Genomic DNA, 13,489 nt, shown 5'->3' with positions numbered 1-13,489 from the left:
ATCACGGCCGAGCAGATGACGCACGATTCTAGACGCCCGAACATCGAACCCCAGACGCGCGGTCGGGTCGAGAGCAGACCTGACGGGCACCGGGCGGAGATCACGACCGGAACGTACCCGACGCCAACAGAACCGGGAAAGGGACAGCCAAACGTACCGGACGGGGTGATCCAGCTCAGGGACGAACCCCGGCGACCCCGTGGTACCCGAGCGAATCGGACCCGGGAGGTCGTACGTGGCCCGTGCGAACTGTCGTGGGTGCGACCGCCGCGACAGCGGCCACGTCGCGTGCATCGACGAAACTCGTTCCACCATCACCAGCGGGGATGAACAGTACGCCCGCGCGAACCTCGGCCAGGTGCTCGGCGACGAGGTTCTGTACGAACGGTGCTCGGAGGACCGTGGTCTCGACACCGCTCCTGCTGAGCCAGGACTCGATCATCGCGTGCGGGACCACCGGGTTGCGCTCCATCCGATGTCCGAGCGGAAGACCATGTGGCCGATGCCGGCACCGACCGCGGCGGCGAGAGCGGGGACCCTCTCCCGCTCGACCCGCGAAATCGCGGGCGGCCCGACCAGGAACGAGGAATCCGCGGCGGCGAACGCGTCTCGACACGTCTTGGGGTCGGTGAAGTCGAACGGGATGCCTCGTCTGCAGGCCCATCGTGTCCATCCGGGTCACGGGCGGTCGGGCCCTCGTACGCCGCGAGCTCCGCACGGAGTGACTACCGACCGTGCCGGTCGCCTCGGTGACGAGGACCCGGTCCGGACACGAGTCACCGCTCGATTGCGAGGCGCTCCCGACCGACCAGCCTTGGGGAGTTCGCAGATGTATAAACCAATATTCACGATATCTAGAACGAAGGGTGCCACTCACAGATTCTGCGTTTATACTCCTACAAACCACCAATCTTCCAACATTTATCCTGCGGACGGGAATCAATAGGTGCTCGCGTCAACTTCAACACAGGCACGGAGTAGATAGTTCCTCGTACATCAACCGTGGCAGATGTGCACAATCGGCTACACTTCAGACTGGTCTCTGAACCGCAAAGTGATCAACCTGGCTGAGAAACTACATCCCGAGTGGAAAAAGAACGCGTGTGCGTCCCAAGGAGATGCTCAGGCCATTCGTGTGAGCACGCGCTCCCGAACCACGAGCAGACACGGAAGTACCGTCACGCACGCGATGAAAGCGTAGACGATACTCAAGCCTGTGACGATGCCAAAGCGTTGGAGCGGGGGTGATAGCGCCAGTGCGAGCACCCCAAAGCCCGCCGCAGTCGTCACCGCACTTCCGAGTAACGCACCACCAGTTCCCTCAAGTGCTGTCCCCAGCGTTTCGGCGAGCGAATCGTAGCGAGCGCGTTCATCGACGAACCGCTCACTGACGTGAATGCTGTAATCCACGCCGAGACCAATGGCTAAACTCGTGATCACGACGGTCTCGCTGTTGAATGGGATATCGAGCACGGACATGGTGCCGAGCAACCACGCGAGCGCGATTAGGACGGGTGCGAGCGTCACGATACCCAGCCCCGGTGCATGGTACCGCCACCAGTACATACTGATAAGAAGGGCAAGGATGACCCCTAAGGTGATAGCGAATCCTTCGACGAGCGTTTCGAACAGAGCACTCTGGACGACAGCAGTGATGACCGGACCACCCGTTGCAGTAGCTCGTACTGGGGCGTCCTGTTCAATGGTCGAGGAGATGTCTCGTACGTCCCTTGCGACCGACTGAGCCGAGGCGTCCCCCTGCACGCCGACAGTTAGCCGGGCAGATTCGTATGACCCGTTCTCGGCACGATAGAGAACCGACGATGCTTGTTCGGGAGCAACATTGAACATCAGGTCATAGACTGCCGCGACGTCTCTGTCTGGGAGGCCATCACCATCCGTGTCACGGGCTGCGATTGCATCCGCAACCGTTTGATTCTCCGAAGCGACAGCTCGAAGGACAGATGTTGGACTTTCGATAGCTGGTCTTCCATCGGAACCGATGACGACTGTCCCGCTGCTCTTAGTATTGCGGACCACATCGTCGGTCGCGGTAAGGAGTGCTGGCGCGGTCACGTTCCCATGTATCAATATTTGACCTTCTGATCCCTCTCCACGTTGGCGGAAATTGTCGCTGAGGTATGCAAGATTCTCACTCACCTCGTATTCACCGGGTGCGAACGGTTCCGGGAGAGAATCCATCCACGACGGCGCATCCTGCGGGATGAAATCGGCTTGGTTGAACTCGGTGTCGATACTGGTCGCGCCGTACGCCCCTGCGGAGGCGAGGAGTAACGATAGAACGATGACGACGAGGGGGGCTCGCCGAGCAAGCGTAGCGGTACCCGAGAGAACACGGTTCAGCCGCCCCGAACCGACGCCGACGGCGGGGGTATGCCGGTCGCGGCCACGGCGGTCGAAAAACTGTTCGAGTTCAAGTTTGACGGCTGGTACAAGCGCGGCGAAAACGACGAAGATGGCGACGATTCCCACACCGCTCAGGATGGCGAAATCCTGAATTGAGCCCAGCGGACTGACGTAGTTCGAGAGGAACCCGACAGCCGTCGAGAACGCGGCGGTAGCGAGGGTGAGAACGACCCCAGCGATTCCGAGACGCATCGCTGTCGTGGGATCTCGTCGATCGACGTTCTCATCGTCGGTGTCGAGCGCTCCCTCTCGGGCTTCGCGGTAGCGCATGACGACATGGAGCGAGTAATCGATACTCAGGCCGATAAGCAAGAACGGAACGGCGATCAGGGTCGAATTCGACGGAATCCCGAGCCACCCCTGTATGCCAGCGTACCACACCAGCACGACGGCCACGCCGAATATGCTCACGAGAACGTCGATGAGGTCCCGGTAGGCAATCGTGAGGACGGTGAGCAAGAGAACGATTGCGACGGGCGTGATGATGATGAACGTGTCGCCGATGGCCTGGGAGGATTCCGCTTCGATGAGACCCTGCCCGAACACGAACGCGTCGTCGAAGCGCTTCTCGACGAGAGAGCTGATGACCAGCTGGGCATCGTTCACCGATTCGGTGGTTGTAGTCGAACTGCTCGGACTCTGTTGAAAGACGAGAGTCGTTCTCGCGTCTGCACTCGTCGTCCCTGGTTCGTAATCCGTCGGTAGAAATTGAGTTGGCTCGTTGCCGGGAACAGACGTGTCTGGGTCGAGGATTCGGCTGAGATACGTTTCCACTTCCTCGTCGGTGCTGGATTCAAGTGCTGTGATCTGCTGGTCAAGTGTCGGTGCTGACGACTGACCCTGTCTTGCCATCGACGTATTGTTTCCAGAATCATCGCCGGTAGCTGACGAACCGCTGCTCTGTTGGTGTGAGTACGCAACGTTTGCAACGATATTCTCAATGCCGACCATCCCCGTTCCGTCACGAAGTGTCGCATTGACCGATTCGTTTTCTCGGAGCTCCTGCTGAAGACGTAGACTTTTAAGTAATGATTCGCGGGTGAGAACGTTACCTCCTTCGTCCCTGATCACGACCTGTGCAACAACTGCATCGTCCGTCTCGTACGTCGCTTCGATACGGTCAAGCGCCGCCTGTTCCGGAGAATTGATTCCGGCTTGGCCAATCTGGCCTTCCGCAGTGGTGCCTACAATCGCGCCAGCACCAATGACGGCACTGATGACGAGCAACAGTACAATAACCAACCTGCTCCGCGATGCGACGAAATCTGCGTACTCAGAAGTAAGGCTTCGCTTCATCGATTACTGACACCCCCAGCTATACCAGAAAATACGATGTCTAATCGAGTTCGTTCTGTATCGGACGTGTCCATATGCGTATTCCAATAGGGATTGATAAGGAGCGATGGAAGCGTCCCAAGATGTGGGAGAACCAGTCGTAGCTTCGAACGTCCCTGCTGGAGTAGCGACCGTCGGCAACGACAGATCGGATTCTACGTTTGCTTGAGCCCGTAGATCATCACGACGAATCCAATGCTGATGATCACACTCTCAAGAGTCATCCCGGTGATAGTGGACGCTCCACCGATGTGATGGAAGACTCCGACGAGAAACGTTCCAAGTGTGATGACTGCTAATCCTATCGCAAAGAACTGGAGGCCCGCGATTCGCGTGCGATTGTATGCTCTGTACGCCATCAGAGACACAATTCCCCCGAGAATGAGAGCAGTGATCTTCACGACGCCGAGTAACACGATAGAGAGGTTCATTTTGAATCCTCCTTCATTGCAGACCAGAACGTTGCCATGCGGTCTTCTGGGTCTTCTTTGGGTCGGGATACCTCTATCGTGAACTCGTCATCGGTGACGCTAATTGAGATATCAGTAAAATCGCGTTCGTAGAGAGTCACGTTGGGTCCGTCACGTCGAACCTCGGTGTATTCACGGACGAGCATCGATTCACGGAGCAAGTCGAGCTTCCGATACACCGTCGAGCTTGAGAGACCGCACTCCTCACAGAGTTCGCTGGCAGATTTCGGTTCAGCCAGTAGCGTGAGTATGGTTCGACATTTATCGTCGTCGAGGGATTTTAATACCGTCGGGAGGCCGGGATCGCCGAGTTCCTCGGACGACCATCGATCCATTTCAGTAGATGAATTGCGGAATGAATTCTTCGACGGGATTAGTGATAGCCGATTCGGATTAACGTTTTGTTCGGTCATCTCAGGTGCTATATATTGTAGAGGTGCTGTGGCATTTCATAAACAGCGTATTTTGTAGTGTTTAATTGATTCGGCGCGATGGGTTTAGAGTCCCCGATTATTCCCAAGTTGCTGGAATAGCACGCTGTGGTGCGTTAATGCTGTTTTTGGTCGTTTATAGGTACTACTCCCAGACTCTGGGACACCTCCTTTGGTGTATATGGCCAGCCTCGAATAATCGACTGATGACACACGAAGCTAATAAACGAATCAACCTGCGAGACGCGGGGAGTGAAGAATCCAGGACAAAACGCCGATCGAGCAACCCTAATTCGATTGTCACACAATTGATCGCGGAGGTGCGACAATGACAACTATGCTTGATGTGGTAATGACTATCCACACGGTCTTCGCCGCATTATGGACGGGCGGGACACTCGTGGTTGCAGGGGCCGTCATCCCGGCAGCACGCAACGATTTGCTGAGTACAGAAGGGGTGACGCTTATCGCAAGAAGATTCTGGTATCTTACGGTGGCCTCAGTCCTGCTACTGTTGTTCAGCGGCGGCCATCTCGCAGGGACGCTCTATACTGCCGAATCGCTCCAGGCGACGAGCCGAGGAAACCTCGTCCTGACGATGGTCGGCCTGTGGCTTGTCCTCGCAACCGTGCTGTTCTTCGGGTTCCGTCGACTGACTGGCAGCCAATCGGAGACGTCAGCGGTCGCAGATGCAACACGAGCGCGACCGTGGTTCCTTGGTGCGAGCGGTGTCTCGATAGCGCTGCTCGTCGTTGCCGGGCTTCTGTGAGACGAGTCGATAGGAGTTATCAGAGCCGTTGATTAGGACTCTACTTTAGTAGGGTGTCAAAAGACGAATGACTGTTGCGGAGGGCATCGTTGTTCACGCAGAGACGCTCTGTGAGCGTGAAGACCACCTCTGGGACGTCATCAAAAGGCTCTCGATTCCCGTTAGCGAACTTGAGGACGCACGCGACCAGAACCGCGTCACCTACGGAACCGACGAGATGTTTCGTGCGCTGCTGTTCATGGGGGTCCGCGGCATCTCCCAGAACAAACTCGCGGCTAGATTAGGACAGAGTCCGGCCTTGACAAAGAGTTTCCAATTCGACATTACTGATCTCTCCAACACACCCACCCAACAAGACCTCTCGTACACGCACGGGAAGTTCAGCGAGGACACGCAAGAGGTTCTCAACAGGACGGTTGCGGGCGTGCGACAGGCTGCACTCGACCACGGCGTGATTACAGAGGGACTGGTTCCGACCGGTCCAACTGAACTCGAGGAGGAGAACTCGAAGAGCGAGAACGAGTACAAGAAGGAGTAAGCCCAGAAGACGCTGACGCTCGCTCGAAAGCACGTCCTTCCCGAGTTCGACACACACCGAGCGGCCCACAAGACCTACTCCGACGAAGTGATACTCGACATGTTCGCACGAATCTGTGCAAACAAGGGGAGTGCTCATTCTGAATCGGAGTACGGCTGGCTCACAGACGACCTCATCTGCGACGACTCGACGTTCCTGCGTGCGATTAAGAAGATAGCGACACCCGACGATTCGGACAGCCAACTCACCTTCGAGGATGACGATTCGATGCTGGAAATCGACCGGATTAGAGACTCTATCATGACGGCGTTCGACGCCGCGACGGACAACATCATCAACTCGATTCGCGGAGAGAACCCTTTCAGCGCTCGTGAGACGATTGCAGCTATCGACATCACACACGAGCAGTTCCACGTCTGGCCGTGGGAAGACAAGGAAGCAGGCGTCGCCAAGCCAGATTATCCGAAGATGGTGAGCGGGTACAAGAAAGACGGCGAGTACAAGCGAGGGTACAAGTACGCGACCATCACCCTGGTCGGAGACCATGCACCGATTGTCCTCGGTATCGAGCCGGTCAAAGAGGATTCCGAGTGGGAGCCTGACGGTTCCCCGTCGTACTCGAAAGCCGACCTGGTGAGCCGACTACTGGACAGTGCCGAGCGGTTCGTCGATTTGGACACGGTGGTGTTCGACCGAGGATTCTACGTGAATCAGGTGTACGCAGACGTTCATGACCGGGACCTGACGTACCTCTCGCCAGTTCCGACGTACGAGGATGACTTGGCGGCGATTCAGGAGATTCAGGAGCATCCGACGGCGGATGCAGCTGTCAAACACGATGTGCCGCTGGGAATCGACGGCGAGGTTCATCACGAGGCGGAGTTTCTCTACGCGCAGAGCACACGCGATGATGCTGACGGGAAGTACGCGGTGTTCGTGACGAACGAGGACCGCGTTGAGCCGGAGGAGATTGCGAGCGTGGTGAACGGGTACAGTCGGCGGTGGGACATCGAAAACCAGTACAAGTCAATCAAGGACTTTCTGCCGAAGACATCGTCGACGGACTATCGGCTTCGGCTATGCAACTTCGCGTTGTCGACGTTGATCTATAACCTGTGGCGGCTCACAGACTATCTGATCAAGGTCGCACTCGATAAACCGATCCGGTCACCGCCAGTGATCACGGCAAAGACGTTCGTACGGGCGTTAGGTGACTTCCTACGGAAGTTCGGGTAACGCTTTTCTCACGCCGGGTTCTCCGATTCGGTAGCGGCTGCGCTGTTCATTTTCGCGTATTTCGCGGTATCTGTCAGTAGTTCGAGCGATGGTCACTCGGTAAGTCGATTCTGTTCTGTGTTCGGGCGATTGTGGACTCACCAACTCCCAGAATTCCCAGTTTCATTTGTAGCCTTAAAAGGACGCGAAGAATGTGGCCACGTCTGCACGGACGACCCTCTCGAAGCTATCGTCGCGATCCCTGGTCCGAAAGCTGTTGCCCTATCCCCATCGTTCAGTCGTTCGGCACGGAGCACCGCCCTCTGGAGCCCCGTCCCGTCGAACCGGCTACTGATAGAGAGCTCCTGTTACCGACGCCACCTCCGACCATCACTCCAGGTCGCTCGCGTTCGATGGCGAGACTCGCGGATGAGCGGTTGGAGTCCACGACCGACTGACCGTGCTCCGGTGCCTGCTCGACGAGTGGGACGCCCGTCCGGTCAGTCGCACCGGACACCGTCGGTTACATACACGCAGTAGACCAGCAGCAAACTTCTCGGTTGGTCGACCGTCGATGGTCTCTTTCCTCGAAGGCGCTGGTACTGAACGAGTAGGTGGGCTCGGGGATTCGGATCTCACTCGTTCGGCCGCATAATCATCGCCGTGGTCCAGCTCACGACCGTTGTCACCAGAAGGATCGCTGTCATCATGAGTAAGCCGTCCAGCTTGGGCCGGGGTTCCGGGACGCCGGGAATCAACCGAAAGTAGTACATCGTGGTTATCACGATGGAGACTAGAAAGACGGCTGTGACCATGGTAGCGTAGGGATGCTTGTAGAAGACGGTTTTCGGTTCCATCGTTCGGTAACGAACCTCACTAGTCCCAGTTTGGTGCAAACGATATGAATCGTTCCCCTCGGAGTAGCCTATCTGTCGACTGAAGGTTTGGACCGACGTATCGGTGTGGAACTAACTGGAGTCGTACCAATTCGGCCGATGAACCTCGTTGATGGGGGACCGCCTTCCCAGCACAGCAGTGGACGTCGAGAGTTGTCCACCACCCTGGTGTAGATGGTGCAGGTGAACACCCGCGGCAGTAGCCGACATCGCTCAGAGTCCCCAGAAATAAGCGATGCCGGCTGTAGTGACGACCGTCAGGATCAACTGTAATGGGGCACCGACGCGTGCGAAATCAGTGAATTTGTACCCGCCTGGTCCGTAGACCATGAGGTTCGTCTGGTAGCCGACGGGGGTCAGTAGCGGTGTGCTGGCGGCGAAGGTCACGGCCATGGCGAACGCGAAGGGGTTCGCGCCGAGTTGACCGGCGACCTCGACCCCGATCGGCAACAGCAACACGACGCTGGCGGAGTTGCTGATCATCTCCGTGATAATCGCCGTCCCAAGGTAGAACAGACCCAGGACCGCAATCACGGGGAGGAGAACGCTGACTGAAACGACGAGGTCGGCGATGAGATCCGCCGTGCCTGAGGCCTCGACTGCGATACCGAGTGGGATGACACCCGCGACCATGAATATCACCTCCCAGTCGATGGCCTCGTACGCCTCTTCGGGTGTGAGGACGCCGGTGAAGAACATCGCCGCGACGCCCGTCAGCGCACTCACCATGAGCCCGAGGATGTCGAGTGCCGCAAGTCCGAGGGCGCCGGCGAGGATCCCCAGCGCGATGGGGATCTTCGACCGGTCGAAGTCCTCCCACCCGTCCCCGCTCGCGATGGCGACGTTCGTATCCCTCGCGATGTGGTCCAACACCTGGTCGCGCGCCTGGACGAGGATGACGTCGCCCGCCTGTAACCGGACCTCACGGAGACGCTGGCGAATCACCTCGTCGCCGCGCCGGATCGCCAGCACTGTCACGTCGTAGTCCCGCTCGAAGTCCGTGACACCGCTGCGTCGACTCGACCACGGGCCGGGCAGTAGCACGACTTCTGTGAGTTCGATCTCCTCGTCGGGGGCCTCCTCGGCTGTCTCGTTGCCGGCTTCCTCCGTGTCTTCGCTCGACTCCTCGTCCCCGGCGAGTGAGTCGCTGGGCTCCGCGTCGGACGGCTCCCAGCCATGACGCCGTGGTGAGAAGCCGGGCGGCAGGGACGCGTCCTCCTCCGTGGCCGCCTCCAGGACCTCCGGTAACAGCCGCAGGTGGTCCTGCTCGATGACCTCCTGGAGGGTTTCCTGGTCGGCCCTGACGGAGAGAACGTCGCCGGTCTCGATCCGCTCCGCTCCGAGTCCGCGGGTGAGCGTCCGGTTGCCACGAACGATCTGGAACACGTCGAGATCGAGGTCCCGCTCGCTCAGTTCCCCGACCCGCGAACCGACGAGCGGCGAGTCCTCCATGACGACGACATCGGTGAGGTAGTCGGTCATGCCGAACGCGTCGGTTGGCGACTCCGCCGGCTTGATCCGTGCCGGCGTGAGGTATCGGCCGACGGTGAGCAGGTACACGATCCCGACGAGCAAGACGATGGCACCCAGTTGCGTGAACTCGAGCAGCGCGAACGGCTGTGCGTCGGGGCCGCCCACCTGGACCCACACCTCGCTCGCCAGGAGGTTCGTTATCGTGCCGACGACGGTGAGCATGCCGCCGAGCATCGAGGCGAACGACAGGGGTATCAGGAGCTTGGACGGTGAGGTTTTCGTCTGCCGAGCGAGGTTCATTATCGCAGGTATCAACACGGCGACGACAGAGACGTTGCTGACGACCCCGCCGGGCGGCCCGGAGAGCGTGACCGTGGCGAGCAACTGCCGGAACTCGTCGTCCCCGGCGAACGCGACCAGTTTCCGAGTGAGGATCTGAATGACTCCGGTCCGTCGGACGCCTTCGCTCAGGACGAACATCGACAGGACGGTGAGTGTCGCGGGGTTCGAGAAGCCCGAGACCCCCTGTTCCGGCGACACGCCGGTCCACTCGCCGAGGAGGACGAGCGCGACCACGAGGCCGACCGCGGTGGCGTCGATCGGTACCGGCTGGGTGAAAAAGAGGACGAAGACCGCGGCGATGAGCGCCAGTACGACGACCACGTCGAGAGACACCGGAAGCTGCACGGGGAGTATCTGTAGCGGCCATCCGGAGCTCCAAGAGGAGGTGGCTACGACAGCACTCATTTATCAGTTCTCCTTGAGAGGTTGCTCGGATGGGGTCATAGAACTAGGGTTCACCACTCCCCCTCCCACTGTCTGGATTCGCCGCTGTCAGCGCATCCACCGAAGACGTGGTTCGAGACGGGGGCCGATTCCAGATCGAGGAGCACCGGCAGAACTTCGAAGACTACCATTCACACGATATCGGGGGAGAATCGAAGGGGCTTGCCCGACGCAACGTTGCGGGACGACGTTCGACGGTACCGTCCGTGGATTCCAGGATGGTTCACACGACGAGAAAAACCAGACCGCTCAGGACGACGACGCCGAGTACGATCGACACGAGCCTTCCCAACCTGCGGTTGCCGAGGATCCACGCTAACCCGGCTTTGACCAGGGTGTTCGCGATAGCCGCGATGACGATCCCGGTCGTGGCGACCTCTGTCGAGACAGCCCCTTCGGCTGCGAGTCGACTCAACGTGATCGCCATCGCGTCGACGTCCGCGAGTCCGGAGAAGAACGCGGTCGCATACACGCCCGACGCTCCGAACCACTCGTTGGCGTACTCGGAGACGAGCAAGACGGCAGCGAAGATTCCCCCGAAGATGAGGGCCGGCCGCAGGCGAAACGGGTTCTTGAGCTCTTCCGGTTCGACCGTCTCGTCTGACGCGGTCCGCCAGTACAACACCCCGGCGGCAACCGCACCGACCACGGTCATCGCTCCCAGCGGCAGTGCGACGCTCGAGAGCAGGTCGGGGTTGACCACCGCGATCTCGATGAGCACACGGGGGAACATCACGATGGAGGCGGTGACGACCGCGAACGCGCAGACGTGGTAGAGTGTCGCGTTCCGGGTCGTCTTCTCAGCCATCGAGACCGTCGTTGCCGTGGACGAGACGAACCCCCCGACGATCCCCGTGAGAGCGATCCCTCGTTCGGGACCGAGCGTTTGTCCGAGCACGTACGCCACGAACCCGAGCCCAGTGACGAAGACGACCATCAACCAGACGAATCTCGGGTTGAGTCCGTAGAGGACGTCGAGCGAACGGTCGGGGAGCGCCGGGAGGACGACGAGGACGACGAGGATGAACTTCGCCGACGCCCGCCGTTCGCTCTCCTCGATCCGGTCGGCGAATTCGTGTATCGGGTCCTTCACGGAGAGCAGTACTGTGACGGCCCCGCCGACGACGATGGCGACGGTTGCCCCGCGGTCGGAATGCATCACCAGCGCACCGAGGATGACTGTGACGAGGGCCGCCACGAGCGTCGTCAGGCCGATATCGCCCTCGTACCAGATCTTCCCGACGTACGCGACGGTGAGCGGTACGACGAGCGTTCCAACGGCGAGCGGGAGTGTGGACGGAAAGAACCCCTGGACGAGCGCCCCATACAGCGCGATCAGTGGAAACGTCCGGCTCCCGGCGAACGACCCGCCCGACTCGCTCTGCTCCCGTTCCAGACCGATGAGTGCCCCCAGGCCGCCCGCGAGCAGGAGATGGAAGATGGTCTCCGCGAGGGGACCCGTGGTAGGATCGACCATTGTGTAGCCTATCCAGCCAGTGGATTGTCAAACAGTAGGGCGGGACGAGCTATTGACGGAGTAGCCTCCTCGTTCCGGTGTTCCGTCCACCGATGACGGTGGACGTTCACCCTCACTGCCAGTATCACGGGCCGAACGGAACCGGTCCAACTTCGGTGGAATCAAGGCTCCTAGCCGTCAACACGCGCTAACATGCCACTCGACTGGCGCGGCATCTCCCACGTCACGAAGGTCGACCCGGCGGAGCAGCTCCCGCGGGACCTCGACATCCTCGGCGGGACGGACCTCGTCATCGTCGGCGGGTCCGACGGCGTGACACGGGAGAACTCCCTCGAGGCGATCGAGCGCATCAAGTCCCGGTTTCCGGACCTGCCAGTGTTCCAGGAACCCTACAGTTCGAATCACGTCTCGACGGAGACCGTCGACTCGGCCGACTACCTCTCGGTACCCGCTGTGTACAACGGCGACCGGGAGAGCTTCGTCACGAAACACGTCGACTTCTTCACGGAGATCGGCACCAGGCCGGCGGAGGTCGTCGGAACGGGACTGCCGGTCGTCGGTGAGTTCATCGCAGCGCGTGGCCGGGAGGCGATTACGGAGATATCGGAGCGGATAGTCGGCGAGGGCTACGTCATCCAGAACCTCGACTCGAAGGCTGCGTCCGTCTCGGGCGTCGAGACGACGTACAGTCCCGACGAGGTCGCCGGGGCCGCACTCGCCACCGAGTCGTTCTACGGGTTCCCCATCTTCTACATCGAGTACTCGGGAACGTACGGCGGAACAGAGGACGTCGCGGCCGCCGCGAAGTACCTCGACGAGACGGTCCTGCTCTACGGCGGCGGCATCACGAGCCAGCGACAGACGCGGGAGGTCCTCGACGCCGGCGCGGACGCGGTCGTCGTCGGTGACTGCTTCCACGACGACCCGGAGCGATACCTCGACACGCTCCCCTGAGGACGGTCAGTCCCAGCGCCTCGACCGCGACGCGGTGACGTCCACTCCCGGGCTGTAGTACCTGACCGGCTCGCTGTCGGGGGAGTCGAAGCCGTTCGCGGCGAACAGCGTGTTCGTCCCCTCCTCGACACTGGCCGGATAGAGCGTCCACGGCTCGTGGTCGACGTTCGAGTAGCGCACCGTCCCGTCGGGTGCCTCGGTGTAGAACCGGTACCGTTCGAGCAGGAACCGTGCGAGCGGGTCGTCGGGGGCTTTGAATGCTTCGCCCGTCGGCCAGTACGTCGCCTCGTACTGTGCGGGCCGGGCTCCGGGGTGGAGCCGTCGGCTCAGGAACCTGACCTTGCCGTCGACGTCATCCAGCGAGATACGGGCGTAGTAGTACGGGAGGTGATGGAAGAGCCGAGCGCCGGTCACGCCCAGAACTCCCTGTGCGTCGAGGTTGAAGAAGTAGACCCCCGGCTCGCCGTCACAGGTGACGTAGGTTCGGAGGTTCAACTCGGGGAGGGCCATCCCCCATCCCTCGGGCACGCCCTTCGGCCGCACGTCGACGTTCGTGAAGGGGACGACCGAGAGCCACGCATCGCCATCGTACGTGTCGACGTCGATAGCGTCAGGGAGGTGTGCGTCCACGACCTCCGGCGCGACGGGGTAGTTGTCGAAGAGGAGGTTCCGCCAGCCCATCGCCAGTGGTAGCATAGCTGCCAGTTGGGACCGTGCG

10 protein-coding genes and 1 pseudogene are annotated in these 13,489 nt (G+C 60.1%); 3 read left to right on the top strand and 8 right to left on the bottom strand.

The features are described 5' to 3' along the window. Positions 1-175 precede the first annotated feature (175 nt). From NO345_RS15375 to NO345_RS15360, 4 genes are all read right to left on the bottom strand, one after another. Complete coding sequence (locus tag NO345_RS15375; RefSeq protein ID WP_256300646.1) at positions 176-472, bottom strand: Rossmann-fold NAD(P)-binding domain-containing protein; 297 nt, start codon at positions 470-472, stop codon at positions 176-178. A 650-nt stretch (positions 473-1,122) separates the two neighbouring features. Continuing rightward, positions 1,123-3,723 carry an efflux RND transporter permease subunit gene (locus NO345_RS15370; protein ID WP_256300644.1) on the bottom strand — a complete coding sequence of 867 codons (2,601 nt, stop codon included), beginning with the start codon at positions 3,721-3,723 and terminating at the stop codon, positions 1,123-1,125. Positions 3,724-3,917: 194 nt separating this feature from the next. Further along, positions 3,918-4,193, bottom strand: coding sequence for a DUF7521 family protein (locus tag NO345_RS15365; protein ID WP_053947866.1), 276 nt, complete (start codon positions 4,191-4,193; stop codon positions 3,918-3,920). Further along, positions 4,190-4,567, bottom strand: coding sequence for a winged helix-turn-helix domain-containing protein (locus NO345_RS15360; protein WP_256300642.1), 378 nt, complete (start codon positions 4,565-4,567; stop codon positions 4,190-4,192). Before NO345_RS15360 ends, NO345_RS15365 begins: the two co-directional genes overlap by 4 nt. A gap of 424 nt (positions 4,568-4,991) precedes the next feature. On the opposite strand from NO345_RS15360, the gene NO345_RS15355 reads away from it, so the two are divergent. Together NO345_RS15355 and NO345_RS15350 are read left to right on the top strand one after the other, a co-directional pair. Next, a complete protein-coding gene (locus NO345_RS15355) occupies positions 4,992-5,432 on the top strand; it encodes a hypothetical protein (RefSeq protein WP_256300640.1) in 441 nt (146 codons plus the stop codon). Positions 5,433-5,499: 67 nt separating this feature from the next. Beyond that, positions 5,500-7,206: pseudogene (locus tag NO345_RS15350) on the top strand (transposase). A 614-nt stretch (positions 7,207-7,820) separates the two neighbouring features. On the opposite strand, the gene NO345_RS15345 reads toward NO345_RS15350, so the two are convergent. The 3 genes from NO345_RS15345 to NO345_RS15335 all read right to left on the bottom strand — a co-directional run bounded on the left by NO345_RS15345 (position 7,821) and on the right by NO345_RS15335 (position 11,817). Then, a complete protein-coding gene (locus NO345_RS15345) occupies positions 7,821-8,000 on the bottom strand; it encodes a hypothetical protein (protein ID WP_256300638.1) in 180 nt (59 codons plus the stop codon). 294 nt (positions 8,001-8,294) lie between these two features. Then, complete coding sequence (locus NO345_RS15340) at positions 8,295-10,301, bottom strand: SLC13 family permease (RefSeq protein ID WP_256300636.1); 2,007 nt, start codon at positions 10,299-10,301, stop codon at positions 8,295-8,297. A gap of 262 nt (positions 10,302-10,563) precedes the next feature. Next, entirely contained in the window at positions 10,564-11,817 is a 1,254-nt protein-coding gene (locus NO345_RS15335; protein WP_256300634.1) for an MgtC/SapB family protein, read from the bottom strand. 192 nt (positions 11,818-12,009) lie between these two features. On the opposite strand from NO345_RS15335, the gene NO345_RS15330 reads away from it, so the two are divergent. Next, the gene (locus tag NO345_RS15330; RefSeq protein WP_256300632.1) at positions 12,010-12,771 is read left to right on the top strand and encodes a geranylgeranylglyceryl/heptaprenylglyceryl phosphate synthase; all 762 of its coding nucleotides are present in this window, start codon (positions 12,010-12,012) and stop codon (positions 12,769-12,771) included. Positions 12,772-12,777: 6 nt separating this feature from the next. Here the strand turns inward: NO345_RS15330 and NO345_RS15325 are convergent, their stop codons facing one another. Further along, positions 12,778-13,467, bottom strand: coding sequence for a YqjF family protein (locus tag NO345_RS15325; protein ID WP_256300630.1), 690 nt, complete (start codon positions 13,465-13,467; stop codon positions 12,778-12,780). Positions 13,468-13,489: the final 22 nt, after the last annotated feature.

Origin of the sequence: Haloarchaeobius salinus, from assembly GCF_024464185.1 — an archaeon.
In the GTDB taxonomy this organism is placed as follows: domain Archaea; phylum Halobacteriota; class Halobacteria; order Halobacteriales; family Natrialbaceae; genus Haloarchaeobius; species Haloarchaeobius salinus.
The sequence above is the reverse complement of the archived record's forward strand: the minus strand, read 5'-3'. Positions and strand labels throughout refer to the sequence as shown.